Origin of the sequence: Pseudomonas sp. PS01298, assembly GCF_029959745.1 — a bacterium.
Lineage (GTDB): Bacteria > Pseudomonadota > Gammaproteobacteria > Pseudomonadales > Pseudomonadaceae > Aquipseudomonas > Aquipseudomonas aylmerensis.
Genome location: NZ_JASCPP010000004.1, coordinates 1 through 25,685, shown reverse-complemented (window position 1 = coordinate 25,685; position 25,685 = coordinate 1). Strand labels below are relative to the sequence as shown.

Below are 25,685 nucleotides of genomic sequence, written 5' to 3'. Positions count from 1 at the left end.
ATGATTTCCCCCGTGAATCGACTGACCCTGGCGGTCGGCATGGTCATCGCGACCCTGGTCGGCCAGGCGGCGGCAGCCCCGGTCGCCCCCTCGGAAAACGTCACCATCAACCTGATCCGCCTGCTGGTGCAGCAAGGCGTGCTGACCCAGGACACCGCCAATGGGCTGATCGCCCAGGCCGAAAAGGAAGCCCAGCAGGCCCGTCAGGCGAATGCCGCGCCGGTGGTGGCCGCCGGCCCCACGGCAGCACCGGGTGATGTGCGGGTGCAGTACGTGCCGCAGGCGGTAAAAGATCAGATTCGTGACCAGGTCAAGGCCGAGGTCATGGCCACTGCCAAGCAGGAAAACTGGGCCCAGCCCAATACGTTCCCGGACTGGGTCTCGCGTATCACCTTTGACGGCGACATACGCCTGCGCGATGAATCGCGGTATTTCTCGGGCAACAACAGCAATGAAATCGTCGACTACGCCAAGCTCAATGACAGCGGCCCATACGACACCAACAAAGACACCAACACCAAGTTGCCGCCGCTGCTCAACACCACCAAGGACCGCGAAAATCTGTTCCGCCTGCGCGCCCGCCTGGGTATGAAGGCGGTGATTTCGCCGGAATGGACTGCCGGTATCCGCATCGGCACCGGCTCCGACAATAACCCGGTGTCCACCACGCAGACCCTCGGCGGTGGCTTCGGCAAGAAGGATATCTGGCTGGACCAGGGCTACCTGAGCTGGAAGGCCACCCAAGACGTGACCCTCACGGCCGGGCGCTTCGCCAACCCGTTCTATTCCACCGACATGATGTATTCGGGCGACCTCAACTTCGACGGTATCGCCGCCAATTTCAACCATGCCCTGAACAGCGAATGGGGGCTGTTCGGCACCCTCGGCGCGTTCCCGGTGGAGTACACCTCTGATTCGGCCAGCAGCAACGGCTTCGACAAGGAGGACAGCGAAACCAAATGGCTGTTTGGCGGGCAGATCGGCGCCAACTGGAAGCTCAACCGCGGCAACAGCCTCAAGGGCGCGGTGGCGTACTACCACTTCGACGACATCGAAGGTAAACGCTCGGGCGCCTGCGAACCCTGGGCCGGGCAGCCGGCGTGTGACAGCGACGGCTCGCGCCTGGCCTTCATGCAAAAGGGCAACAGCGTGTTCCTGCTGCGCGATATCACCCCCAACCCGGCCACGCCCGGCCTGACCCCGCAACCGCAGTTTGTCGGCCTGGCGTCCAAGTTCGACGTGCTCGACCTCAACCTGGCGTGGGATGCCGAGTTGCCCAGCGACTTCAAGCTGCGCACCCAGGGCAACTTCATCCACAACCTGGCCTACGACAAGGGCGAGATGCTCAAGCGCAGCGAAGGCGAGATCGTCAACAACATCAACAGCAAGGGCCAGTTCGAAAGCGGTGGCAACGCGCTGATGGTGCAGATGACCCTCGGCAGCACGCTGGAGATGCGCAAGCGCGGCGACTGGAACGTGCTGGCTGGCTACAAGTACATCCAGCCCGACGCCTTGCCTGACGGTTTCAACGATTCGTCGTTCCACTTGGGCGGCACCAACGCCAAGGGCTATTTCATCGGCGGCAACTACGGCATCGACAAGAACATCTACGCCAGTGCGCGTTGGTTGAGCGCGTCCGAAGTGTATGGCGCGCCGTTCGAAGTCGATGTGATGCAACTGGAACTCAACACGCGCTTTTGATGCGCAGGGAGATGCCACATGAACACGCGAATCTGCGGGCTGTTGTTGCTGCTGGTGGCCAGCGGCGCCTGCGCCGAAGGCATGGAGGAACGCCTGCGTACGCAGCTGCGCAGCACCACCCAGCAATTGCAGGCGCTGCAAAGCGAGCAGGCCCAGGCCAGTGCGGCGCGTGTCGCCGCTGAGGCCCAGGCCAAGCAGGCCCAGGCGCAAATCAAGCAACTGACGGCCGAGCTGGAAAAGGCCCGTGGCGCGGCCGAGCAACTGGCCGGCCAGCAACAGAACCTGCACAGCCAGGCGCAAGCCCAGGTCGCGGCCAGCCATGAGCAGATCGGCAAGTTCAAGAAGGCGTATGAGGAACTGCTGGTCCTGGCCAAAGGCAAGGAAGCCGAGCGCGCCCGCTTGCAGGCACAGTTGAGTGAACGTGACACACAAGTGCAGCAATGTTCAGTCAAGAATCAACAGATGTACGGCGTGGCGCAGCAACTGCTCACGGCCTACGAAAAGATTGACGTGGCTGAGGTGATGAGTATTCGCCAGCCCTTCGCCAGCAGCGCGCGGGTCAAGTTCGAGGAACTGGCCCAGGGCTTTGGCGACGATCTCTACAAGAGCCGTTTCGATGCGCCCCAGGCGGGCGTCAACCATTGATCACAAGGAAGAACCGCACATGAACGAATTGATCACCAGCGTCACCACCCAGAGCCTCACCGAGTTGCTGCAGGAAGCCGGCTACCGGGTCAACCAGAGCGAACAGAACGGCATCGTGCAATTGCTCAGCGCCAGCCAGGGCATCGGCTTTGCCGTGCGCTTCGGCAACCCGGCGGCGGAGCAGGGCGGCTACGTGGACTTCACCTACAGCTGCGCACTGCGCGTGCAGGGCGAGTTGCCCGAAGGCCTGGCCCAGGTGTGGAATGCCTCGCGACGCTTTGCGCGGTTGTCGCTGCAGGGCGAGTTCTTGCTGATGGAAATGGACGTGGTGGTGGCCGGCGTCGGCGCCACGCACCTGCGCAGCCAGCTGGAATTGTGGGACCGCTTGCTGCAGGAATTCATCGTCTACCTGCGTGAATACAGCCAGCAGGCCGCGCAGTTGCAGGCCCAGGCTGCGGCGGTCGGCGAAGAGGCACCCGTCCTGTGAAGAAGCCAACCCTGATGGTCGGCGCCGGCGCGCTGGCGGTGCTGGTGGTGGCCGTGGCGCTGTGCCTGCGTCCGGGCAGCGACCCGGTGGCCGCCCAGCAACCGGCACCGCTGCTCGATCCGGCGCCGGCCGGGCCCGCGGTGGCGCGCCTGGGCAATCAGCAGATCGACCTGGTCGAACTCAAGAGCGTGCTGGCGAGCCTGCCAGCCGAGTCTCGCGAGCAACTGCGTGGCAACCGTGGCGCGTTGGAAACCTGGATTCGCTCACGGCTGGCGCAAAAGGCCGTGCTCGAACAGGCCGACGCCCAAGGCCGGCGCCAGCGCCCGCAGGTGGAGCAGCAGACCCGCGCCGCCACCGAGCAGATCGTGTTCCGCGACTACATGCTCTCGGTCAGCCAGGTGCCGGCGGACTACCCCAGCGCGGCTGAACTGCAGCAGGCCTACGACAGCGGCAATGCGCAATGGGTGACGCCGCCGCTGTACCGGGTGAGCCAGATTTTCCTCGCGGTGAATGACCCGCAAAACCTCGACACGGTGCGCCGCCAGGCCCAGGAACTGAGCCGCCGGGCACAGGCCGCACCGGGGGATTTCGCCGCCCTGGCCAACCAGTTTTCCCAGGACCCGGAGACCGCTGCGCGCGGCGGTGATTCGGGTCTGCAGCCGTTGCAGCAACTGGTGCCCGAGGTGCGCGGCGCGGTGTCGCGGCTCAAGGTCGGCGTGGTATCGGACGCGGTGCAGAGTGCGGCGGGCTTTCATGTGCTCAAGCTCACCGGTCAACAGCCGGCGCGCACCGCCAGCCTCGACGAACTGCGCGAACGCCTGACCGGGGCCCTGCGGGCCCAGCGTCAGGAACAGATCGCCAAGGCCTACCTGGAAGGCATGCTCAACACCGCGACCTTGAGTATCGACGGTGCCGAGTTGAACAAAGTGCTGGAGTAACCCGCGACCACCCGCATTGGATGCACCGACCGACAGACAGGGAGTCTCACATGGCATTACTGGAACCGTCCGGCCAACAAGGGCCTTCAACCTATCGCGCGCCATCCGAGTCACGTGGCGCCTGGCTGGCCCTGGCCGCCGAGATCGATCCGGAGGTGGCGCGCTACTTCCTGGTCAGTGCGCGCTGCGGCTGTTTCATGCAGGCCGCGCGCAGCTTGAATATCAAGGCGACGCTGCTGCGCAAGCGCCTGGCGCAGCTGGAGGAGCACCTGCGCCATGCGTTGTTCAGTTATCAGGGCAACGGCCTGGTGCTCAGCCGCGACGGCTTGCAGTTGCAGGCCCAGTTGGTAGCCCTGACCCATGAGCGGCGCCTGCCGGTGCTGGAACAGCCGCTGATTCGCCTGGCGGTGGCCGAGCCGATCCTGCACGACATCCTCGGCCGTGACCTGATTGCCTTGCTGCGCCGCAACGCCAGCGTGCGCCTGGAGATCATCTCCCTCGACAGCCAATTGTCCCTGCAAGCAGTGGACGTCGATGTGGTGGTGTGGCTCTCCGACACCGACGGCCCTGTGCCCGGCCCGAGCTTCGCCACCGAACCGCCACGGGCCCTGGCCCGCCTGGAATATCTGCCGCATATCGCCAAGCGCTATTCGCGCCTGACCACGCGCCCGGACAGCGTCGACGACCTGAATGACTACATGCTGGTGCAATGGCAACCCGATGCGCAGGTCGACGCCCTGCAGCCGTGGAACCAAGTGGTGGAGCAACGCCTGGCGGCGGTGGTGCAGGTGCAGGCCTATTCGCTGATGCTGGAGATGATCCGCTGCGGCGCCTGCATCGGTTTGCTGCCGCACTACATGAGCAGTTTCGACCGTGGGCTGGTGGCATTGCCGGGGTTGCTGGCCGACAGCATGCAACGCCAGGTGTGGCTGGCGGTGAATGCGCAGGTGCAGCATGCGCAGGCGGTGCAGATGATTGTCGAGTTGATCGTCAGCACGTTTGAGGGGCGGCGGGAGTGGTTTGGCTGAGTGCCTATCCGTTGTCCGGGTAGCGGCTGCTGGCGGTCGCTCGCTCACAGCGGGTGTGCCTGATGGATCGAGGTGCCTGCATCGCGGGCAAGCCAGCGCCCACAGAAAGGCTGATCAGCGTTGCAACACGCCACGAAAGGTCGCACTCAGGGCCCGCAAGGTTTCCCGCGAACGCGTGTCGCTTATGCGGCTATGGAGCACCACCTCACTCACGGCCAAGGCCGGCAAGCCGTATTGCTCGCTCACCTCCACCGCTCCGGCCGGGGCCACGCGGTGGGCGAGGGCAGCGACGCCCAATCCGGCGGTGACTGCCGCACCCACGGCCATCACCCCGCCACCGACAAATACCTCGGTCCAGTCGATACACGCCGCATCCAGCGCGCGCGTCGCCAGGTGCCGCACGCCGCAGGGCGCGGCCATGGTTGCCATGCGCAGCGGCGTGCCGGGGCGGTGTTGCCAGGTGGGCGCGGCGAACCAGCCAAAGCGTTCCACCGCCAATACTTCGCCGTCCTGGCGCTCGCCCTCATTGCGCACGATCACCGCGTCCAGCTCATTGCGGTCGAAGGCGGCCACCAGGTCGCGGGAGGACGCGATACGTACTTCAAGGATCACCAACGGGTCGTAGGCGGCCAGGCGGCTGAGCCAGGTTGGCAGGTCGGGACCGGCCACATGGTCGCTGATGCCGATCACCAGGCGCCGGGGCGCTTGGCTGCCCATATCGCCCAGTGCGCGTTCGTGGGCATTGAGCAGGGCGCGCGCAGCGACGATAAAGTGCTCGCCCTGGGGTGACAGCCGCACATGGCGCGGCGTGCGCTCCAGCAAGCGATAGCCCAGTCGTTCTTCCAGGCGCTTGAGCTTGAGGCTGATAGCGGCCTGGGAGGTGTCGAGGGCTGCGGCGGCGCGGGTGAAACTGGCGAAGTCGGCGACCAGCACAAAGGCCTGCACGGTGTCGATATCCAGCGGTTTGGGCGCGTCAGTCATATCCAATCCTTATCGCACATATATCGGCTGATATCTTGTTGAAATCATCGGCGCTGCGCAAGCTCAACCCTCAACTTGCACGGGAGCTTTTTCATGTTTGCCAAACAGTATTCACACCGCTTGCCTGCCGACTACGACATGGCCGTGATCCGCCGCCGCGCCGCGCAATTGGGGCCGTTGTGGGATCACGCCGAGGGGTTGCTGTTCAAGGCGTTTATCGCCCAGGAGCACGCAGGCAAAGTGTATGCCTCGGTGTATCTATGGTCCGACCCACTGCAGGCCGCCGATTTTCTGCTCGGAGAGCGCTTTCAGAAGGTGCTCGACAGCTTCGGCCGTCCGTATATCGAGAGCTGGTTGCCGCTGGATGTGCAACGTGGGCCGGCGCAGACCGCGCTGAGTCTGTACCGCGAGGAATGGGCGTTGGAGCCGGGGGCGGACAGGGCGGCGATCCTGGCCGAGGAGAAAAGTCGCAACCAGCAGTTGGCGGATAGCGGCGACACCTTTGCGGTGTTCCTCGCGCTGGATGTGCAGGCCTGGCGGCTGGTACGGATCACCTTGTCGGCCAAGGCGTTGCAGGCGGACCATCCCGGGACGGGCTACCAGGTGTTTTACCTGGCCCATCCCGGGATTTGACTCAGAAGTTGAATCGGGCTTTTGGCTGGCTGAGCTTGCGCTCGGCCACCGCCCCGAACACCAGGCCCAGGGTGGTCCACAGCACCAGCTGGATGCCCAACGAGGCCACGCGGAATTTCCACAGCAGCACGGCCGAGAACTGCTCCGGCACTTCGTTGATCACCGGGAACAGGCTGCCGGCCACTGCGACGATCACGATGTACAGCGCCACGCCGAGGATCGCGCCGCTCCACACGCCACGGCGGGCAATCAGCTTGCGCGCGGCGTTGATCGCGATCACGGCCGCCACCACCGACACCAGCAGCATCAGGAAGAACAGCTTGGTGCGCTGGGCAATGGTCTGCGGGTCCCCCACCGAAGGCGGGTTGGCCGGGTATTTGAGCCCGGGCACCAGGATCAGCGTCACAAAGGCCGCCAATGCCAGCAGCGCCGCCAGGCCGCGCGGGCCGACCTTGCCGATGCGGCCCAGGGCATAGGCGAACACCAGGGCGAAGAGGCCACCCAGGGACACGCTGTAGACCACCACGCCGGTGAACAGGCCGAAGGTACTTTGCACCTCGCGGCTCACCAGTTCTTCTTCCGGCGCATCGCCGTGCATCTGTGCCATCTGGTCTTCAAAGGCGATGGCCTTGTCGATCTGCGGCTCGCCGAAGGCCTTGGCGAAACCGAAGGCCAATACGCCGGCGAGCAGGCCCACCAGCATCCCACGTACGAGTAATTGCCCTGTCATGGTGTGTCTCTCTTATGAATTAATGGCAGGGGAAACCCAGCAGGTGGCGACCGTCGTGCACAAACTCGTGCACGTACATGCCCTTGAACACCGCAGTGGCGCCTTGCTCGGCACCGACGAAGTAAATCGCCAGCATCAGCAGCAGGCCGCCGAAGATCGCCCAGGGCAGGATTTCGCCCAGCGGGATCGTCGGCACATAAACATCAGGATGGGTTGCAGCAGTGTTAGCCATGAGAACCTCCAGGGATGACGCGTCCCGAAATGGATAGCGAAGGGGCTGAAACAGGGTCTGGCTTACGGCTACTGGGCCGAATACAGTGGCGCGACCGCGCCGGAATCGAACCGGCTTCCTCTTTCATGTTCGTTGTAACATGTTGAAACAACTTTGCCAGTCTACGCTGACTGCGCGCTGAAACAGAGTGAAATTGTGATGCAGGCCACCCGTCTGACCCTTATCTGCCATGCCATCACGCCGCTGCAAAAGCAGGGGCGCTTTCCCGATGACGAATCGGTGGCGATGGACTGGCAAGCTGCCGCGTCATCGCTGGCCGGGCGCTACCCGAAAAACCTGCGCCTGCTCTGCGCCCCCGAGGCTCGCGCCCGGCAGACGGCGGGTTTGTTCGGCACTGCGCCGGTGATTGAAGAAGCCCTGCGCGATGGCAACTTCGGCGATTGGAAGGGCCAGGCCATCAGCCAGTTGGATCATGGCCAGTTGCAGGACTGGATGACCAACAGTGCCAGTGCGCCCCACGGCGGCGAGTCGGTCGAGCAGGTTTGCGCACGCGTGGCACAGTGGATGAAAACCCTCGAAACACAGCCCGGGCACGTAGTGGCTATCACCCATCCCTTTGTCATCCGCGCCGCGATGCTGTACGTGTTGCAGTTGCCCGTCGCGATGTTCTACCGGATCGACGTCGAGCCACTCTGCGCCACCGAACTGCGCTTCAACACTGTCTGGCGCCTGCGCCTGGAAACTCACGCCTGGCCGCATGAACATGGCAAAATCCACGCCCCGCACTGAGAGCAACCCATGAAACGCATCCTGATCATCGGCATTGGCGCCGGCAACCCTGACTACATCACGATGCAGGCCGTGAAAGCGCTGAACCGCACCGACGTGTTTTTCCTGATGGACAAGGGCCAGAGCAAGGACAAGCTGATCGACCTGCGTCGCGAGATTTGCGAGACCTACATCACCGAGCCCGGCTACCGCTTCGTCGAGGCCGACTGCCCCGAGCGTGTGCGCGGGGATATCGACTACACCACGGCCGTACAGGACCTCAACCGCGACAAGCAGGCGACGTTCGAACGCATGATCAATGAGGAAATGACTGACGGTGAAGTCGGCGCTTTCCTGGCCTGGGGAGACCCGGCGCTGTACGACAGCACCATTCGTATCCTGCAGGCGATCCTCGCCAGTGGCCGCTGCCACTTTGAGTTTGAAGTCATCCCCGGCATCACCAGCGTGCAAGCCCTGGCGGCCCAGCACAAGGTGGCGCTGAACCGCATCGGCAAGTCCGTCGAAATCACCACCGGGCGCCGTTTGGCCGCAGGGCAGGCGAGTGATGCCGATACCCTGGTGGTAATGCTCGACGCCGAAGATTCCTACCGCAGCGTGGCGGATCAAGGCCTGGATATTTATTGGGGCGCCTACCTGGGCACGCTGGATGAAATCCTGATCAGCGGCAAGGTCAGCGAAGTGGCTGGAGAAATTGAACGGGTGCGCAAGGCGGCGCGCCTGGAGAATGGCTGGATCATGGACACTTATTTGTTGCGCAAACCCTGAGGTAACGTCCCATGCTCAAACTGTTTGCCCTGGCGCTGGCCCTGGTGGCCGGTGCCGCCCAGGCCGATACCAGCCTGCACACCGATTTGCCGCTTTCATACCTGGAACAGACCCAGGGCGATGCGCGCAACCAGCCACTGGTGATTTTCCTGCACGGGTTCGGCAGCAACGAGGAGGATCTGTTCGGCATCAAGGACGCGCTGCCCTCCACTTGGACCTACCTGTCGGCCCGTGCGCCGATGCCGGTCGACCCGCATGGTTTTCGCTGGTTTACCAAGACCCCGGGCGACGGCGAGTACAACGGCGAAACGGCTGATTTGCAGCGCAGCGCCAAACTGCTCGAAGACTTCGTGACCCAGGCCACCGCCAAATACCACACCCAGAGTGACCGGGTGTTCCTGGTCGGTTTCAGCCAGGGTGCAATCATGTCCTACGAGGTGGGCTTGCGTAAGCCTGCGTTGGTGCGTGGGATTGCGGCGTTGAGTGGCAGCGTGTTGCCGGTGCTCAAGGCCGAGCTGAAGCCGGATGAGCGCCTGAAACAGCTGGCGATCTTTTCGGCCACGGCACCCTGGACCAGGCGCTGCCGTATACGTCGGCGACGCGCGCGAATGAGGTGCTGACGGGGTTGGGGCTGACGCCGGAGTTTCATGGCTATCCGGGCATGCCGCATACCATCAGCGAGGCGGAGGTGCAGGACCTGAAGGTTTGGCTGGAAAAAAGCCTGAACTGACGTTGGCTAAGTGTGGGAGCTGGCTGGCCAGCTCGCACATTTGTTGGTGATGTCAGGAAGATCGGCTCACTTGCCGCCGGTGATCTGCTTCACCAACTCCGCATGCCCCTTCACATCATCGGCCCGCGAGATGGCCTGGATCACCAGCAAATGGTTGCCCGAACCGCCGAGGAAAGTGGAGTTCAAGGTCTTGCCGCCGCCCTGGGTGGCGGTGCTGTCCACCTGGCGCAACCCCAGGCCCTTGAACGTGAGTTTCTTCTCGCTGAGTTTCTTGAAGTCGGGCAGTGCAGCGGTCTGATCCTTGACGAAGCCGGCCACGGCGCCGTCGAGGAACTGCGTGTCGTTGTCCTGGATGGTAACTCCGTCGTTACGCACAGTTTCGGCGACGATCACCACGCTTTTCGTGGTCTGGTTGGCGTACATCGTGCCTTGGGTGTCGGCGGTGCCATCTTCGGCCTTGCCGGCCGGCAGGGTGTCGGCGACGTAGGCCTTGGGCAGGCTGAAAGTGAACTTACCGCCCAGTGTGGAGAGGGTTTGCGTGGCAGGCTTGGCAGCAGCGAAGGCGCTGCCGGCGGTAAGCGCAAGGGCCAGCAGGACGGCGGTCTTGGTGAAAGTGGCCATGAAGCGCTCCAGGGATGAACGAAATTGCGGCATATTCTGTCAGAAATTTCGCAATATCGTTCATCCGAAGCCTTACACCTTGTCGGACTCCTCCTCGAGCCGATCCATCTCAAACAGTCGCGCCAGTTCTGCACGGGCTTCCTGGGCAGTCTGCATGACCTTGGCCGCATCGTCGTACACCGCGTGTTGGGCGGCGAGGACTTGCAAGTCGTGGTTTTTGAAACGGGTGATGCGCGCATCGGCCTGGGCCTGGCTCAAGCCCAGGCCCACCAGGGTACGGCGGCTCATTTCCAGGCTGGAGTAGAAGGTCTCGCGCACCGGCGAGGCATCCAGGTCCACCAGGCGGTGCACGTGCTGGCGGTTACGTGCGCGAGCGATGATCTTCATGTGCGGGTAGAGGGTGCGCACCAGCTCGGCGGTCTTGATGTTGATCTCCGGGTCGTCCATGGCGATCACGAAGAATTCCGCCTGGTCGACCTTGGCGGCATGCAGGATTTCCGGGCGTTGCGGGTCGCCATAGAACACCGGCATGCCGCCGAAACTGCGGGTCAGTTCGATGGTTTCCACCGAAGTGTCGAGGGCGATGAACGAGATGTTCTGCGCACGCAGGATCCGCGCCACGATCTGCCCCATGCGGCCCATGCCGGCGATCACCACGCGCGGTGCATCGCTTTCGATGGTGCGGTATTCCTCGGGCACTTCCACCGGCTTGACCTTGGGCTTGAACAGCTTCGGGCACACCAACAGCAGCAGCGGCGTCACGGCCATGGACAGGGTAATGGTCAGCACCAGGATGTCGTACAGGTGCGGTTCGAACAGGCCCTGGTCGCGACCGATCTTGAACACCACGAAGGCGAATTCCCCGCCTGCCGCCAGCACCACGCCCAGGCGCAGCGCGCTTTCGCGGTTGAGATCACCGACCATGCGGCCCACGGCGTAGAGCAGCGGCAGCTTCAGACCGATCAGCAGCAGCGTCAGGCCGATCACCACCAGCGGCGAGCTGAGCAACAGGCTGAGATTGGCGCCCATGCCCACGCTGATGAAAAACAGCCCGAGTAGCAGGCCCTTGAACGGCTCGATCTGGGATTCCAGTTCGTGACGGTACTCCGAGTCCGCCAGCAGCAGGCCGGCGAGGAAGGCGCCGAGGGCCATGGACACGCCCACCAGTTCCATCAACCAGGCGGTGCCGATCACCACCAGCAACGCGGTGGCGGTGGAGACTTCACGCAGGCCGGTCTTGGCGACGATGCGAAACACCGGCCGCAACAGGTAGCGGCCGCCGATGATCACCACGGCGATGCTGCCGAGGATCTGCAGCACGTGTTGCAGGCCCTGGGCCTCGGTGGTCGGATGATCGCTGCCGGCCAGCAGCGGCACCATGGCGATCAGCGGGATTGCGGCAATGTCCTGGAACAACAGAATGGCAAACGCCAGGCGCCCGTGGGGCTGGTTCAGCTCCTTGCGCTCGGCCAGGCTCTGCAGGCCAAACGCGGTGGACGACAGCGCGAGGCCCAGGCCCAGCACGATCGCGCTGTTCCAGGGCTGGCCAAACAGCCACAACGCCACGGCCCCCATCACCAGGCCGGTCAACAGCACCTGGGCCAGGCCAACCCCGAACACCGCCTTGCGCATCACCCACAAACGCTTGGGCGACAACTCCAGGCCAATGATAAACAGCAGCAGTACCACGCCCAGCTCCGAGAACTGCGCCACGCTTTGCGGATTGCCGACCAAACCCAGCACGGAGGGGCCGATGATCACACCGGCAAACAGATAGCCCAGGACCGCACCCAGTTGCAGGCGTTTGGCCAGGGGCACGGTCAGCACGGCGGCGAGCAGGAACACCACGGCTGCTTGTAACAGGTTGCCTTCATGGGGCATTGCGAACTCCAGGATCTTCAAAACCAGTCAACAGGCGGGTATTAGAGCGCTTTTTACATTTCGATAATTGTGTTTTTGCAGCGAGCCATCGTGCATGGGGCGCCATTTCTATTGCGTGAGCACTATTCCGCCGCCACGCAGGAAGGATGTACAAACAATTTCCCGAGGTTGGCGGGTGGCAGCTCATCCGGTTTATCTACTAGTTTTCAGGCTCTTGAGTTTATATTCCTTGGATGGCATATTTGCATGGGCTGGGAAATTGAATACACGGATGAATTCGGAGCCTGGTGGGAACATCTGGGTGAAAAAGAGCAGATTTCGGTGTCGGCCAGCGTTGATCTGCTGGGCCTCTTCGGGCCGGGTTTGAGTTTTCCCCACAGCAGCGACATCAGGGGCTCTCGGCACGGCAACTTGCGAGAACTGCGCATCCAGCACGCGGGGCGGCCTTATAGGGTGTTGTACGCGTTTGATCCGCGACGATGTGCGTTGTTACTGATGGGCGGTGATAAGACCGGGCAACATCGATGGTATGAAACGCACGTCGCCGTGGCAGAAAAGCTGTACGACGTGCATTTAGAGATATTGCGTAAAGAGGGCCGTAACCGTGGCTAAGAAATTCGCCGAACTCCAAGCTCGCATGACGCCGCAGGCGCGTGCCGAAGCCGAGCAGTTGCTTGAGCAACACCTCAAGGAAATGCCGCTGCACGAACTGCGCAAGGCTCAGCAGTTGAGCCAGGAAAGCCTGGCGAAAATATTGAATATCAACCAGGCCGCCGTCTCCAAAATGGAAAGGCGCACCGATATGTACATCAGTACGTTGCGTGACTATATCCGCGCGATGGGCGGCGAGTTGGAAATCATCGCGACGTTTCCCGACGGCCAGGTCAAGATCGAAAACTTCGCGTGCTGAAGTCCAGCAGGGTGTTTGGCAATCGCCACGGCATGCGCCGGGTATTCCTTAAAGGGTCGCTCTCGTGAATCAGCTTCTCGCCATGCGCGCCTTCGTCCGTGTGGTCGAAACCGGCTCATTCAGCCGTGCGTCCGACCAGCTGGGATTGCCGCGCTCCACCGCCAGCAAGTTGATCAACGACCTGGAAATGCACCTGGGCATCAAGTTGATGCACCGCACCACGCGCGCGCTGGCGCCGACGTCCGAAGGGCTGGAGTATTACCGCCATGCCCGGCGCCTGGTGGCAGAGCTGGATGAAGTGGACAGCGCCGTGCGCGGGCAAACCCTCAAGCCCAGCGGGCATTTACGGGTAGACGCACCGGCGTCGTTCGCCAATTGCCTGTTGATTCCGGCGCTGGTGGATTTTCACCGCGAGTATCCCGATATCACGGTCGCCCTGGGCATCAGTGATCGCTCAGTGAATATCGTGGGGGAGGGGGTTGATTGCGTGATCCGCGCCGGCAAGCTGGAGGACATGGCGATGATCGGTCGCAAGGTCACGGACCTTGAGTACCTCACCTGCGCTGCGCCGGCTTATCTGGAGCGCCGAGGTGTACCGGTGTCCCCGCAGGACCTGGCGCAACATCACCATAACGTCGGCTATTTCTTCGCCGGCTCGGGCAAGCCGGAGCCTTTGATTTTCGAGCAGGGCGACACGCGCATCGAGGTGGAAAACTGCGCGTTTTCCACCAACGAGGGCAACGGCCTCAAGGAAATGCTGCTCGCCGGCCTGGGCGTCGGGCAGCATTTCAAGGCAATCGTGCAGCACTACGTAGACACCGGCCAACTGGTCAGCGTGCTGCCGCACTGGTCACGCCCGGCTACACCGCTGCATATTCTTTACCCGCCCAACCGACACCAGAGCGCGCGGCTCAAGGTATTCGCCGATTGGGTGATGGGTACGTTCGGGGTCAGGGAATGATCGCGATCACGCGGATTTCCACGCGCATGGTCGGCAAGCCCAGCGCTTCGACGCCCAGTTGCGTCCAGATCGGCGCATGGTTGGGCATGTACTGGCGGTAGTGCTTGACCATCGCCTCGTTGACTTCGGGCGGGAAACCGCCGACGTGGTAGGAGTTGACGTGGATCACGTGCTCCCAAGTGGCGCCGGCGGTGGCCAGGGTGCGCTCCAAGTTGTGAAACGCCTGGGCGATTTCCTCGCCCAGGTCGGCGGGGATCTGCAATTCATCGTCCCAGCCGCCCTGGCCTGAGGTTTCCACGCGATTGCCGACCTTTACCGCTTGCGAGTAGTGCAGGTGCTCGCGCAGGTAGTCGCCATAGCCTGGGGTGACAAAGAATTCGGGCGTGCTCATGGTGTTTCCTTGGGTTCAGTACAAGACCGGACCCAGGCTAGAGCACTGGATGGGCGAACAAAATCCCGGATTCATGCCATGACTATCTATCCATATGCACAATCGGCTGCGGCTCTACAGGAGCCAGGTTCGCTGGCTTGCGATACAGCCCCACGGCCAGCCCGGCGATGATGATGCCGATCGAAATCAGGTTCGGCGTGGAAATACGCTCGCCGATAATCAGCATCGAACTGGTGATCCCGAACACCGGAATCAGCAACGACAGCGGCGCCACGGTGGACACCGGGTACAGCTTGAGCAGCGAGTTCCAGCCCCAATAGGCGAAGTGCGTGGCCAGGTACACCTGGAACAGGATGGACAGGATCGCCGTCAGGTCGAGGCTCGCCTGCAGGCTTTCGAACGGCGCACTGCCGTGCATCAGCCAGGCCGTGAGAAACAGCGGGATCGGTGGGATCAGGCTGGCCCACACCATGAACGAGAAGATCTCCTTGACCCCGGATTTCTTGATGATCACGTTGCCCACGCTCCAGGCCACCGCGCTGAGTACGATCAGCATGACCCCGAGTAGCGCGTGGTTGCCCTCCTGGGTGGAGATGATCCCCGCCAGGCCGATCAGGGCCAGGAGTGCACCGAGCATCTGCGCGCCACGGATTTTTTCCTTGAACAACACAAAGCCCCAACCCATGGTGAAAAACACGCTGAGCTGAATGATCAAAGAGGCAATGCCGGGGCTCACGCCCACTTGGATCCCGTAGTTGATCACGCCCCACATGCCCAGCCCGAAGATAAAGCCGTAGGCGGCGACATAGCTGAACTTCACGGCCGGGCGCTTGATGAAGAACACCAGCGGCAAGGCGGCGAGGGCGAAGCGGATACCTGTGAGCACAAACGGATCGATCGAGCGCAGGCCCAGTTTAGTGATGGGGAAGTTCACCCCCCAGACCAGGGTGACGAGAACGGCGAGTGACAAATGTTTTTTCAGCATGGACCCTCCTTGGGTCAGGCGGCACACCGCAATCGCGGTGCGCCGCGTGCAAATCAGTTCAGGGCGAAGCGTTGTTGCATCAGGCACAGCCCGGCCATTTCCATCAGCAGGTTGTCGGCCGAAGCACGTTGGGCCGGCGACAGGCTGGGCAGTGTAGCCAGCAAGGCGCGCACTTTACGCGGATCGAAGAACGGTACGTTGCTCAAGGCCGAGCCGCTCAGGACGTCGTGGATCATTTCGAACAGCTTCGACTGCGGGCTTTCGGACGCCGGCGGCGCGCGGAAATACTGTTTCTTGCGATCCAGCACCGCCTGCGGCACATACGGGCGCATGGCTTCGCGCAGCGCGTATTTCTCGGTGGCGCCGCGCACTTTCATGTTCACCGGCAGGCGGCAGGCGGCTTCGATCACCTGGTGGTCCAGCAGCGGCGGGCGGCCTTCGAGGCTGCCGGCCATTTCCATGCGGTCGCCCAGCGAGGTGAGAACCACGTTCGGCAGGCTGGATTTGGCGACCATGTACAGCGAGCGGTTGACCGGCTCCCAGCCTTCGAGCGCGCGGGGGCTCAGACGGTCGTAGAACTGGCGATAGGCATTCACGTCGCAGAAGCGCTCGCGGAACTCATCGGTGTACAGCTGTGCCAGCGGGCCGAACAACGCGGACTGGGTCTGCAGCCACGACACGCCGTGGCCGAGTTCGTCCTGCACCCACTTCACGTCATTCTTGCCGCCGGGCAGGTAGCGATCTTCGCTGCTGTGCAGGCGTCGGGTGAGTTCGGCGATCACCGCCGGGTCCTGGTGTTCGTGGTTGTACAGCAGCATGTCGCGGCGGTAGTGCGGATAGCCGCCGAAGACTTCGTCGGCGCCTTCGCCGGTCAGCACCGCGCGCATGCCCTGGCCCTGCACGAACTTGCACAGCAGGTACTTGGCCACGCTGTGGGCGTTGGCGAACGGCATCTCGGCGTGCCACAGCGCGTTCTCGAAGTTGTCCGCCATGTCAGAGGAATTCACGGACAACACGTTGAGGTGGGCGCGGTTATGCCGGGCAGCCACTTCGGCGTACTGGCGTTCGTCGTAGGCCTGCTCGCCCTCGAAGGACAAGTGGAAGGCCTGCAGGGGCTGGCCGGTCAGCTCGGTGGCGATGCCCAGCATTGCCGAGGAGTCCAGCCCGCCGCTCAGGCAGACGCCGACCGGTACGTCGGCATGCAGGCGCAGGCGTACGGACTCCTCGATGGTGCTGCGCAGCGTGTCGATGATCTCGGCTTCACTGCGCTGCTCGGTGGCCTGCGCGTCGGGGAAGTCCCAGTCCCAGTACTGCTCGGTCTGCAGGCCGCTTTCGTCGGCGATGATCCAGCAACCCGGCTTGACGCTGCGAATATTGTTGAACAGCGTGCGGTCGCGCAGGATAAAGCCACGGCTGGCGTAGGCTTCGTGGTCCCACTGCGCCGGCACACCGGCTGCCAGCAGCGCCTTGATTTCGGAGGCGAAGTACCAGGCGCCTTCATGCTCGGTGTAGTACAGCGGCTTGACGCCGACCCGGTCACGCACGGCAAACAGCTTTCTGCGCAGGCGATCGAAGATCAGGATGGTGAACTCGCCGCGCAGTTGCTTGAGCCCGCGCACGCCGTGGCGGCGGTACAGGTGCATGGCGATTTCGCTGTCGGAGGAGGTCTTGAAGCGGCAACCGTAACCCTCCAGCTCTGCGCGAATGCGCTGATAGTCATAGAACTCGCCGTTGACCATCATCACCAGGTCGCCTTCATCGGCGACGATCGGCTGGGTGCCATTGCCCAGCCCGACCAGGCCCAGGCGTACATACCCGAAAGCGGCCTGGCCCTTGGGGTCGAACCATTGGCTGGAGCTGTCCGGGCCACGATGATGGATGGCGCGCAAGGCTGCATCGAACATGTTCGGGTTGAACGCACGAGGGTGTTTGGCAAAGACGCCAATGTATCCACACATAAGATTTACTCTATTGAATTTGTATTGGTCAGCGGCACGCTGGTGTTCAAACGGTGGTTACCGGTTCCGGCATCAACTGCAACTCAGGCAGCACCGAGGCTGGGTGTATGCCAATCGAGTTGAGGATCTCGGGCATGGCCGAGTAGTCCGCTTCACCGGTCTCGATGAATTGGGTGGGCAGCAGCAGCGAGCGATCGCCGAACACTTCAAGCAGTTGCGGCAGGATGATTCGCCACGCGGAAATCTCGCGCATCGGGAAAATCCGGATCGAGTTGGCGATGCCCCGGGTAAACAAGGTGGTTTGTTGCGCGGTGAAGTCGCCGACCACCTGCTGCACGAACAGCGGGAAGATGTGCTTGTGCACCAGCTCGTCTTTTTTGTGCAGGGCCACGACGTGACGGAACACCGGCTGGATCTCGGGTGCGTCGCTGAGGTCGGCTAGGTAGTCGCTGATGAAGGTCTCCGACACCAGCGAGAAGGCCAGGCGGTAGATCTTGAAGTCCGCCTCGGACATCGTTGCCTGGGCCTGGCTCAAGTGGCGGGTCAATTCCAGCTCCGGCCATTTGATGCGCATGCCGCGCTGGGTAACCGCCAATTCACACATGTTGATCGAGAACAGTGTGTGGTAGGCCTCATCCGCCAGGGTTTCGGAAATGGTCGCGGCGCTGGCTGAGCTCAGGCGCGAGCCCAGTTGCAGCAGGTCGATGCAGGACGGGCAGATGATCTCGGTTTCGATGGCGATGGTTTTCTGGTTGTAGATCACCCAGCCCGCCGACAGGATCAGCAGTTTCAGCGCGTGGGGGTAGTGCTGGTAGTGCGGGTCATGGGCGAAAGGTAACAGGGCCTCGAGAAAGTCCGGGGCCTGCAGGTCGAGCTGGATATCCGGGCGTTGGGAATCGAGCTTGATCTGTGCGCGTTTGTGCCAGCTGCGTTCGATTTTGATCAATCGTTCATCGGCGGCGTCATTGCTGCGATAAAGATCGTCTTGAGTGCTGTGCTGAAACATGGTTTCACCGGGTTGATAGTGAGTTGTGAAGGCCATCCATGGTTTGCCGAGGAAGCTCGGCAACATTCACGACCGCGAGTTACACCGCCGGGGCGGTCTGGATCTTGTCCTTCTTGCGATCCAGGAAATCCGCCAGGCGATCCTGTGTGCGGGTGTCGGAGGACACCACTGCAGCAATCAAGGCTTCTGTCATCAGGCCGTCCTGCTGGCTCTGATCCACGATACGTGGCAGCACGTGGGTGACCGCGTAGTTGGTCATGGGCAGGTTGCCGGCGATCTTGTGCGCCAGTTCAGTCGCCTTGAGCACCGCTTGGCCGACCGGGACCAGGTACTGCGCCACGCCGCGCTCGTAGCTTTCCTTGGCATAGAGCGTACGGCCGGTGAGCATCATGTCGGTCATCAGGGCGATGCCGGCGATGCGCGGGAAGCGCACCGAGGCGCCGACGCCCACATACAGGCCGCGCATGGCTTCGGGCAGCGAGAAGAACGCGCTGTCATCGACCACGCGAATACTGCAGGCCGTGGCGATTTCCAGGCCGCCGCCGATGGCCGCACCGGTAATGGCGGCCACGACCGGCACCTTGCCGAACTGGATCAGTTCAAAGGTTTTATGCCACTCACGGAAGGCCTGGACATTGTCGATCACCGATTGGTCGCGGATTTCCGACAGGTCCAGCCCCGTGCAGAAATGCTGGCTGGTGCTGTAGAGCACGGCGGCACCAATGCCTTCAGGCAGGTTGCTGAAGGTCTCGCGCAGTTCATGCATGACCTCGAGAGACATGGCGTTGCGCTTCTGCGGGCGGTTGAGGCCCACCATCAACACCGCGCCATCTACTCGTACGTCCAAGTAGTTTTTGATCGTCATTTTCCGAGTATCCCTTCGATATGAACCCAACTTGGGGAGCAACGATTCTAGGTGGCAGAGTAATGGCCCGCTTGCTATGTCAGGTCATACTTTGACAAAATCGGGCCATGCCGCCGACCTTCACTTTTTCTCCTTACGAACTCGACAGCCCCGAAGCGGTGGTGACGCTGCGGGAGTACCCGTCCGGCACGGTGTTTCCACGCCACACCCATCGTCGGGGACAGTTCGCCTATGCCTCGACGGGGGCGCTGAAGATGTTCACCGACCTGGGTAACTGGGTGGTCCCGCCGCAACGGGCGATCTGGGTGCCGGGCGGGGTGGCGCATGAGATGCACATGCGCGGCGATGTGGTGATGCTCAACACCTACCTGGACGACGATGCGGCCGCGCGTGCCGGTTTGCAGGATTACTGCCAGGTGTTCGGGGTGTCGCCGCTGCTGCGGCATTTGCTGGAAGCGGCGTTGGCCATCGGGCCGTCGGCGTCGCCGAGTGTCAGGGACCGCTGCGTGCTGACCCTGTTGATCGACGAGATCGGCGCCATGCCCGAGCTGCCGCTCAGCGCGCCATTGCCCTCCGAGTCGCGCCTGGCCCGTTCTTGTCAGCGGTTTCTCGAAGCGCCGACGCAGAAAATCTCCATCGGCGAAATGGCCGATTGGTCGAGCATGAGCCGGCGCACCTTTACGCGTAACTTCCGGGAGTGCACCGGCATGACCTTTGTATCGTGGCGCCAGCAGGTCTGCCTGCTGGAGGCCACGGCGCGGCTCAGTCATGGCTCGTCGATCACCGATGTGGCCTTCGAGCTGGGTTTCAGCAGTTCCAGCGCATTCACCTCGGTGTTTCGCCGCAACCTGGGGGATTCACCGGCGCGCTACCTGGCCAAATCCAAGGCGGCGTCGATGTTCTGAAAGGAGGAGGGCGCCAACCTGGCGCCTTTCCCCCCAGCGGTACGGCGTTGAGTCTCACCCTTTGTTACTATCGCCGTCCCTTGTCACCAGGAGTCACCGCCCCATGCAGCACCAGTGGGATGAAATGCACCGCACTCGCAAGCCCACGTTCGTGTTGTGTGGCGAGCCGCAGGGGGAGGTGCTCAATCTCTATGTCCACGGTTATTCGGCGTTCTTCAATCAGCAACAACTGGGCAATTTCAAGCAACAGTTGGCGGCGATCGAAGGCTCGACCAACCTGATGCTGTTCTGGCCGGCGGGGCATTTCCTGGAAAACCTGTTTGCGCCGTTCAAGGACGTGATCACCGCGATGCTTGGCGGTGGTAGCCTCGGCGCGGCGACCGTGGGGGTGGGCAAGGCGATTGCCTATTTCCTCGACCACTACAAAAGTGTCGAGGCCCGGGTCGACGAAGTGGCCAGGAGCCTGCTGCCGGAACTCGCCGGTTACCTGCACGGGGAAGCGCTGCAAGTGCGGCGTATCAACCTGATCGGCCACTCCCTGGGCGCGCGCATTCTGGTCAAGAGCTTGTTGGCCAACCCCGAAACCGCTCGCGAGCTACCGTTGGACAACCTGCTGCTGATGGGCGGCGCGATCTGTACGTCGAGCCCGTGGGACGAGGTCTCGGCGCCGCTCAAGGGGCGGGTGATCAACTGTCACTCGAGCAAGGACTGGGCCTTGGCGATGAAACCTGACACCGAGCGCTGCATTGGTCGTTACGCAATCCCGGTGACCCCGGCGCTCAAGGCCAAGGTCACCAATGTGCACCTGGCCAGCTTCGATCACGCCGCCTACTGGCCGCAGTTGCAGACCGTGGTGCAGTACACCGACCTGTTGCAGGAGCGGCGCGGCATGATCCGCGCCGACCAGCGCAGCAGCGAGGTGCGCTTTGCCGAGGAAGACGCAGACCTGTTCCCGGCCCTGGTGCAGGCGCGACCGGAAGAAGTGAAGTTCCTCGCCGAGTTGATGGCACAAAAACGCAGTGCCTCGATCGATGCCACGGTACGCGAGCCGCTGAAGCTGGCCATCGAGTTGCAGCGCATGGGCGGCGACAGCTTCATGAACCTGGCCCGTGGCCATGGCGTGAATTACCGCCAGATCGCCGAAGATGTCGCGCAGCGCCTGGGGATCAAGTTCGATGAGCCCCTGGAGACGGTGGCTTTGGCTGATGTCGAAGCACAAGTCGCGGAAAAACTCATCGAGCAGTACAAAGCCAAGCTGAGCACGGCTGACCGCCAAGTGTTCGACGCTGAACTCAAGGCGGCGGCGCAGAAAGAGCAGGGCGTGTTCAGCCGTTTCGATGTCGGCCGCTCGGCCACGGCGGCGTTGAGCGGGACGGCACTGGCCGGATTGACCGGGTTTATCCTGCGCCGTGGGGCGGCCACGGCGATCCCGGTGGTGGGCCAGGCCTTGGCCGCCGCCATGCTGTTGGTGAGCGGGGTGCGTGCGTTTTCCGGCCCGGCGTATTCGATCACCACCCTGGCGGTGCTGGTGGTCGGGCTGATTCGCCAACGCATGGAGCGTGAAGCGCTGAACCAGGAGATCGACCTGGTGGTGCAGGTGGTCGAGACGTTTGACCTGCCTCGGGACACGGTGATGCGCACGGTCGCATCCGACTGATAAGCTGCGCCCTTGTCTTGTGTGTTTGCCTGGGATACCGCGTGAAATTCAGCCTGCCGAAAATCGCTACCGCTCCATTCTGCCCACCGGAAGTGGCCGGCTCCGTCGCCGTTGATCCCAACGCTTCGTTCTTCAAACGCATCCTCATGTTTGCCGGCCCCGGGCTGCTGATCTCCATCGGCTACATGGACCCGGGCAACTGGGCCACGGCCATCGAGGCCGGGTCGCGCTACGGCTACAACTTGTTGTTCGTGGTGCTGCTGGCCAGCCTCGCCGGGATGGCGGTGCAGTGCCTGTGCTCGCGGCTGGGCATCGCCACCGGCAAGGACCTGGCGCAACTGTGCCGCGAGCGCTACAGCCCGCGTTCGGCACGCACCCAGTGGCTGCTGGCGGAAGTCTCGATCATCGCCACCGACCTCGCCGAAGTGCTTGGCTGTGCCCTGGCGTTTCACTTGCTGCTGGGGGTTTCACTGACAACCGGCATCGTCATCACTGCCTTTGACACCTTGCTGATCCTCGCCCTGCAAAACCGGGGCTTTCGCCGCCTGGAAGCGATCATGCTGGCGTTGGTGGCGACCATCGGCGTGTGTTTCTTCATCGAGCTGGTGCTGATCAAGCCTTACTGGCCCGACGTGTTCAGCGGCTTCACGCCCTCATTGTCGGCCATCAGCGACGCTGCGCCGTTGTACCTGGCCATCGGCATCCTCGGGGCCACGGTGATGCCGCACAACCTGTACCTGCACAGCTCGATCGTACAAACCCGGCTGATCGGCAAAGACCTCGCCAGCAAACAGGACGCGGTGAAGCTGGCCCGGATCGACACCATCGGCTCGCTGGCCCTGGCGTTGCTGGTCAATGCGGCGATCCTGATCCTCGCCGCCGCGGCCTTCCACAAAACCGGGCACACCGATGTGGTCGAGATCCAGGACGCCTATCACCTGCTGGACCCACTGGTGGGCGGCGCCTTCGCCAGCATCCTGTTCGGCGTCGCCTTGCTGGCGTCCGGGCAAAGCTCGACCTTCACCGGCACCATCGCCGGGCAAGTGATCATGGAGGGCTATCTCAACCTGCGCATCCCTTGCTGGCAACGTCGCTTGATCACCCGCGGGCTGGCGCTGATCCCGGCGTTCCTGGGCGTATGGCTGATGGGCGACGACGCCATCGGCAAACTGCTGATCCTCAGCCAGGTGGTGCTCAGCCTGCAGCTGCCGTTCGCGCTGTACCCGCTGATTCGCATGACCGGCGACAAGCAACTGATGGGACCGTTCGTCAATCGGCTGCCGACCAGGATGCTGGCGTGGTTTCTGTTTGCGGTGATCAGTGGGGCGAATGCGTGGTTGATTGGCCAGTGGGTGTTTTGATCAAGCCTGCGGGGCCATTGGGATGATTTAAACTTTCTTGTAATGCACGACTTCCATGGCGTTTCCCCAAAAAAAAGATCTGCTGGGAGTCTGCCCGAGCCTGCCGTGCTGGAAAATGCTGGCCCGGAAAAACAGAACGGGCCTACCTCATTGGGTGGGAAAAATCCGCAGCAGCGATGTCCTGCACACTCAACCTGCCTCACCGATCCCAATACGGCACGCTGCCAAAACACTCCACGAAGTAATCGATCACCGTGCGCACCTTCAGCGACAACCGTCGGCTCCCCGGCCACAACGCGGCGATCTGCTGGGGCTCCAGGGTGGTCGCCACCTCATAGTCCGTCAGCACCGCCTGCAACGTGCCGGCGCGCAGGCCTTCGCCGATTAACCAGGAGGGAAACACCACCAGCCCCAGGCCTTGCTCGGCGGCGTGGGTGAGGGTGTCGGCGTGGTTACCGGTAATCGGGCCCTTGACGCTGTAGGGCTTCCAGTCGCCCTGGCCCTTGCGGAAGAACCAGCGTTGCTGGCCGGTGATGCCCTTGTAGGCCAGGCACTGATGGTCGATCAGTTCGTCAGGGTGGGTGGGTGTGCCATGCAGGGCCAGATAGGCGGGGCTGGCGGCAAGGCGAAAACGCTGCGGGGCAAAGATGCGAGCCTGCATGCTGGAGTCGTTGAGCACGCCGATGCGAAACATCAGGTCGGTGCCGTCTTGCAGCGGGTCGACGTAGGTGTCGGTCTGCTGGATATCCAGTTGCAGCTTCGGGTAGCGCCGGCACAACTCGCCCAGCCACGGCGCCAGGTGGCGCTGGCCAAAGACCATCGGCGCGTTGATGCGCACCAGGCCGCTGGGTTCGCTTTCCTGCTCCTGCAGGGCTTGGCCGGCGGCTTCGAGTTGTTCCAGCATCAAGCGCGCGTGGCGTCCCAGCAAACGCCCGGCCTCGGTGGGGCTGACCGCGCGGGTGTGGCGATAGAGCAATTGCTGGCCGAGGGCCTGTTCCATCAGTTGGATCTGCCGGGAAATCGAGGAGGGTGCCAGGCTCTCGCGGCGTGCCACTTCCGAAAAGCTGCCATGGTCCAGCACCGCGACGAACAGGCGTAGCGCCTTGAAACTCAATTCATTCAAGCCCTGCATCATGCCTCCAGGCTGTGCGTAATGCGCAAAGGTGTTGTCCGTATGCTCCCATTTATCGCACAGGACGACCACCGGATAATGCGCGTCATCCAATCCTTTGTTGATGTGCAGGTGATGTATGCAAGCAAGTTCTATTGAGGGCGTGGCGCAAGCCAAGCCGAAAAAAAACCTCCTGCGGCTGCTGCTGTTGCCGTTGGTGATCCTGGCCGGTATGGGGCTGTCGGTCGAAGCCGGCCTGCTCGGGCCGCTGGGCGTGCAAGTCGGGCATTTGTGGGCAACCTTGAGCATCTTTGGCGTCGGCTCGGCGATCCTGTATTTGCTGCTGTTGTTCAGCGGCCCGCAAAAGGGCCCGGCCCTGTCCGAGCTGCCGCGCTGGCAATTGATCGGCGGCTTCCTGGGGCCGATGTACGTGGTGGTGCTGACCCTGGCCACGCCGCATATCGGGATTGCCATGACCATGATCGCGATTCTGTCGGGCCAGGTCGGCAAGAGCGTGCTGATCGACCATTTCGGCTGGTTCGGCACGGCGCGCAAGCGCGTGAATGGCGAGCGCTGGATTGCCCTGGCGTTGATTGTGGTGGCACTTGTTTTGATTGCACGAGGTTAAGGCGATGAATCTGATTCTGTTATTGGTACTGGTGATTGCCGCAGGGGCGGTGTTGAGCGTGCAGGCGGCGATCAATGGTCGCCTGGGCCAGGCGGTGGGTGTATTGCGCGGCAGCCTGGTGACCTTTGTGGTCGGGGCGATTGTTACCGCGCTGATGATTCTGTTCTTCGAACCGGCCTATCCCGTGACCCTGTTGGACGTGCCTAAATGGCAACTGACCGGTGCGCTGTTTGGTGTGGTGTACATGATGGTGATGGTCGGCGCGGTGCCGGTGGTCGGTACGGCGGTCGCGACCGTGGCGGTGATCCTCGGCCAACTGGGCATGGGCATGCTGATCGACAACTTCGGCTGGCTGGGCAACCCGGCGATCGAATTGTCGGGCGCCCGGATCGTTGCAATGGCGTGTCTGGCCCTGGCTTTGGTGTTCATGTACCGCAGCAATACGCGCACCGACTGATGGTTTGAACCATCGACGGCGGGCCGCAGTCACTGCTTAAGGTGCCGGCGCTCGCCGCACCGGGACGACCATGAAGAAGGAGTCTGACCATGCCCGATAAAACCTGTGCCTGCCCACACTGCAAGTGTGTGCTGGGAGCTGATGCGGTAATGAAGGACGGCAAGGGCTATTGCTGCCAGGGCTGTGCCGAGCACCATGCCCATGGCGAGCCGTGTGCGGCGGCCACTGGCTGCGAATGCGCCAAGTCGGCTAAAGGCTAACCCCCGTAGGAGCCGGCTTGCCGGCGATGCGCCCCCAAGGACTGCACGAATCTTGAGGTCGCCATCGCC

The 25,685-nt window shown here is 62.7% G+C and carries 28 protein-coding genes, 1 pseudogene and 1 riboswitch; of the genes and pseudogenes, 18 read left to right on the top strand and 11 right to left on the bottom strand.

Features of this window, described 5'->3' with window-relative positions; all coding sequences use genetic code 11:
- The 5 genes from QMX97_RS03030 to QMX97_RS03010 are packed head-to-tail and all read left to right on the top strand — an operon-like array spanning nt 1 to nt 4,799.
- Nucleotides 1-1,701 (top strand): putative porin, encoded by a 1,701-nt coding sequence (locus tag QMX97_RS03030; RefSeq protein ID WP_282395945.1) that lies wholly within the window; start codon nt 1-3, stop codon nt 1,699-1,701.
- Nucleotides 1,702-1,719: 18 nt separating this feature from the next.
- Nucleotides 1,720-2,346 carry a DNA repair protein gene (locus QMX97_RS03025; RefSeq protein ID WP_120448231.1) on the top strand — a complete coding sequence of 209 codons (627 nt, stop codon included), beginning with the start codon at nt 1,720-1,722 and terminating at the stop codon, nt 2,344-2,346.
- Nucleotides 2,347-2,365: 19 nt separating this feature from the next.
- A complete protein-coding gene (locus QMX97_RS03020) occupies nt 2,366-2,833 on the top strand; it encodes a YbjN domain-containing protein (protein ID WP_282395944.1) in 468 nt (155 codons plus the stop codon).
- A complete protein-coding gene (locus QMX97_RS03015) occupies nt 2,830-3,771 on the top strand; it encodes a peptidylprolyl isomerase (RefSeq protein WP_282395943.1) in 942 nt (313 codons plus the stop codon). The genes QMX97_RS03020 and QMX97_RS03015 overlap by 4 nt, the downstream gene beginning before the upstream one ends.
- 50 nt (nt 3,772-3,821) lie before the next feature.
- Nucleotides 3,822-4,799, top strand: a complete 978-nt coding sequence (locus QMX97_RS03010; RefSeq protein WP_282395942.1) for a LysR family transcriptional regulator — start codon at nt 3,822-3,824, stop codon at nt 4,797-4,799.
- A gap of 114 nt (nt 4,800-4,913) precedes the next feature.
- Here QMX97_RS03010 and QMX97_RS03005 read toward each other — a convergent pair whose 3' ends face one another.
- Nucleotides 4,914-5,780: a LysR family transcriptional regulator gene (locus QMX97_RS03005; RefSeq protein ID WP_106804347.1), complete on the bottom strand. Its 867-nt coding sequence runs from the start codon at nt 5,778-5,780 to the stop codon at nt 4,914-4,916.
- Nucleotides 5,781-5,873: 93 nt separating this feature from the next.
- Here QMX97_RS03005 and QMX97_RS03000 point away from each other — a divergent pair, with 93 nt between their 5' ends.
- On the top strand, nt 5,874-6,413 hold the full coding sequence (locus QMX97_RS03000) for a DUF4865 family protein (protein ID WP_065905957.1): 540 nt from the start codon (nt 5,874-5,876) through the stop codon (nt 6,411-6,413).
- 1 nt (nt 6,414) lies between these two features.
- Here the strand turns inward: QMX97_RS03000 and QMX97_RS02995 are convergent, their stop codons facing one another.
- Nucleotides 6,415-7,143, bottom strand: coding sequence for a CbtA family protein (locus QMX97_RS02995; RefSeq protein WP_282395940.1), 729 nt, complete (start codon nt 7,141-7,143; stop codon nt 6,415-6,417).
- A gap of 19 nt (nt 7,144-7,162) precedes the next feature.
- Nucleotides 7,163-7,375 (bottom strand): CbtB-domain containing protein, encoded by a 213-nt coding sequence (locus tag QMX97_RS02990; protein ID WP_065905961.1) that lies wholly within the window; start codon nt 7,373-7,375, stop codon nt 7,163-7,165.
- Nucleotides 7,376-7,407: 32 nt separating this feature from the next.
- Nucleotides 7,408-7,536, bottom strand: a riboswitch (cobalamin riboswitch).
- Between the two features lie 37 nt (nt 7,537-7,573).
- Here QMX97_RS02990 and QMX97_RS02985 point away from each other — a divergent pair.
- The 3 genes and pseudogenes from QMX97_RS02985 (at nt 7,574) to QMX97_RS02975 (ending at nt 9,659) form a co-directional block, all read left to right on the top strand.
- Nucleotides 7,574-8,164 (top strand): histidine phosphatase family protein, encoded by a 591-nt coding sequence (locus QMX97_RS02985; RefSeq protein WP_282395939.1) that lies wholly within the window; start codon nt 7,574-7,576, stop codon nt 8,162-8,164.
- Nucleotides 8,165-8,173: 9 nt separating this feature from the next.
- Nucleotides 8,174-8,929 carry a precorrin-6A synthase (deacetylating) gene (gene cobF / locus QMX97_RS02980; protein ID WP_282395938.1) on the top strand — a complete coding sequence of 252 codons (756 nt, stop codon included), beginning with the start codon at nt 8,174-8,176 and terminating at the stop codon, nt 8,927-8,929.
- Nucleotides 8,930-8,940: 11 nt separating this feature from the next.
- Nucleotides 8,941-9,659 (top strand): annotated as a pseudogene (locus QMX97_RS02975) (alpha/beta fold hydrolase).
- A gap of 66 nt (nt 9,660-9,725) precedes the next feature.
- Here QMX97_RS02975 and QMX97_RS02970 read toward each other — a convergent pair.
- Both QMX97_RS02970 and QMX97_RS02965 read right to left on the bottom strand, forming a co-directional pair.
- Complete coding sequence (locus QMX97_RS02970; RefSeq protein ID WP_065905967.1) at nt 9,726-10,280, bottom strand: hypothetical protein; 555 nt, start codon at nt 10,278-10,280, stop codon at nt 9,726-9,728.
- Nucleotides 10,281-10,352: 72 nt separating this feature from the next.
- Nucleotides 10,353-12,161: a monovalent cation:proton antiporter-2 (CPA2) family protein gene (locus QMX97_RS02965; RefSeq protein WP_213552490.1), complete on the bottom strand. Its 1,809-nt coding sequence runs from the start codon at nt 12,159-12,161 to the stop codon at nt 10,353-10,355.
- Between the two features lie 246 nt (nt 12,162-12,407).
- Between QMX97_RS02965 and QMX97_RS02960 the strand changes: the two genes are divergently transcribed.
- The 3 genes from QMX97_RS02960 (at nt 12,408) to QMX97_RS02950 (ending at nt 14,032) form a co-directional block, all read left to right on the top strand.
- Complete coding sequence (locus QMX97_RS02960; protein ID WP_282395936.1) at nt 12,408-12,773, top strand: type II toxin-antitoxin system RelE/ParE family toxin; 366 nt, start codon at nt 12,408-12,410, stop codon at nt 12,771-12,773.
- On the top strand, nt 12,766-13,071 hold the full coding sequence (locus tag QMX97_RS02955) for an XRE family transcriptional regulator (RefSeq protein ID WP_065905971.1): 306 nt from the start codon (nt 12,766-12,768) through the stop codon (nt 13,069-13,071). Before QMX97_RS02960 ends, QMX97_RS02955 begins: the two co-directional genes overlap by 8 nt.
- A 64-nt stretch (nt 13,072-13,135) precedes the next feature.
- The gene (locus tag QMX97_RS02950) at nt 13,136-14,032 is read left to right on the top strand and encodes a LysR family transcriptional regulator (protein WP_282395932.1); all 897 of its coding nucleotides are present in this window, start codon (nt 13,136-13,138) and stop codon (nt 14,030-14,032) included.
- On the opposite strand, the gene QMX97_RS02945 is transcribed toward QMX97_RS02950, so the two are convergent.
- From QMX97_RS02945 to QMX97_RS02925, 5 genes are all read right to left on the bottom strand, one after another.
- Nucleotides 14,022-14,423, bottom strand: a complete 402-nt coding sequence (locus QMX97_RS02945) for a RidA family protein (protein ID WP_282395930.1) — start codon at nt 14,421-14,423, stop codon at nt 14,022-14,024. The genes QMX97_RS02950 and QMX97_RS02945 overlap by 11 nt on opposite strands.
- Before the next feature lie 82 nt (nt 14,424-14,505).
- Nucleotides 14,506-15,408 carry an EamA family transporter gene (locus tag QMX97_RS02940; protein WP_282395929.1) on the bottom strand — a complete coding sequence of 301 codons (903 nt, stop codon included), beginning with the start codon at nt 15,406-15,408 and terminating at the stop codon, nt 14,506-14,508.
- 53 nt (nt 15,409-15,461) lie between these two features.
- Complete coding sequence (gene asnB, locus QMX97_RS02935; RefSeq protein ID WP_282395928.1) at nt 15,462-17,366, bottom strand: asparagine synthase (glutamine-hydrolyzing); 1,905 nt, start codon at nt 17,364-17,366, stop codon at nt 15,462-15,464.
- A 46-nt stretch (nt 17,367-17,412) separates the two neighbouring features.
- Entirely contained in the window at nt 17,413-18,372 is a 960-nt protein-coding gene (locus QMX97_RS02930) for a diiron oxygenase (RefSeq protein WP_282395927.1), read from the bottom strand.
- Between the two features lie 79 nt (nt 18,373-18,451).
- Nucleotides 18,452-19,237, bottom strand: coding sequence for a crotonase/enoyl-CoA hydratase family protein (locus QMX97_RS02925; protein WP_065905983.1), 786 nt, complete (start codon nt 19,235-19,237; stop codon nt 18,452-18,454).
- Between the two features lie 107 nt (nt 19,238-19,344).
- Here QMX97_RS02925 and QMX97_RS02920 point away from each other — a divergent pair, with 107 nt between their 5' ends.
- From QMX97_RS02920 to QMX97_RS02910, 3 genes are all read left to right on the top strand, one after another.
- On the top strand, nt 19,345-20,142 hold the full coding sequence (locus tag QMX97_RS02920; RefSeq protein WP_201144073.1) for a helix-turn-helix transcriptional regulator: 798 nt from the start codon (nt 19,345-19,347) through the stop codon (nt 20,140-20,142).
- A gap of 103 nt (nt 20,143-20,245) precedes the next feature.
- Complete coding sequence (locus tag QMX97_RS02915) at nt 20,246-21,799, top strand: DUF726 domain-containing protein (RefSeq protein ID WP_282395925.1); 1,554 nt, start codon at nt 20,246-20,248, stop codon at nt 21,797-21,799.
- Between the two features lie 41 nt (nt 21,800-21,840).
- The gene (locus tag QMX97_RS02910) at nt 21,841-23,160 is read left to right on the top strand and encodes an Nramp family divalent metal transporter (RefSeq protein WP_065905989.1); all 1,320 of its coding nucleotides are present in this window, start codon (nt 21,841-21,843) and stop codon (nt 23,158-23,160) included.
- A 199-nt stretch (nt 23,161-23,359) separates the two neighbouring features.
- On the opposite strand, the gene QMX97_RS02905 is transcribed toward QMX97_RS02910, so the two are convergent.
- Entirely contained in the window at nt 23,360-24,292 is a 933-nt protein-coding gene (locus QMX97_RS02905) for a LysR family transcriptional regulator (protein WP_065905991.1), read from the bottom strand.
- Nucleotides 24,293-24,410: 118 nt separating this feature from the next.
- On the opposite strand from QMX97_RS02905, the gene QMX97_RS02900 reads away from it, so the two are divergent.
- From QMX97_RS02900 to QMX97_RS02890, 3 genes are all read left to right on the top strand, one after another.
- Nucleotides 24,411-24,899, top strand: coding sequence for a DMT family transporter (locus QMX97_RS02900; protein WP_065905993.1), 489 nt, complete (start codon nt 24,411-24,413; stop codon nt 24,897-24,899).
- Nucleotides 24,900-24,903: 4 nt separating this feature from the next.
- Complete coding sequence (locus tag QMX97_RS02895; protein WP_065905995.1) at nt 24,904-25,356, top strand: DMT family transporter; 453 nt, start codon at nt 24,904-24,906, stop codon at nt 25,354-25,356.
- Between the two features lie 89 nt (nt 25,357-25,445).
- Nucleotides 25,446-25,616, top strand: a complete 171-nt coding sequence (locus QMX97_RS02890) for a metallothionein (RefSeq protein WP_016977247.1) — start codon at nt 25,446-25,448, stop codon at nt 25,614-25,616.
- The last annotated feature ends 69 nt before the right edge of the window (nt 25,617-25,685 follow it).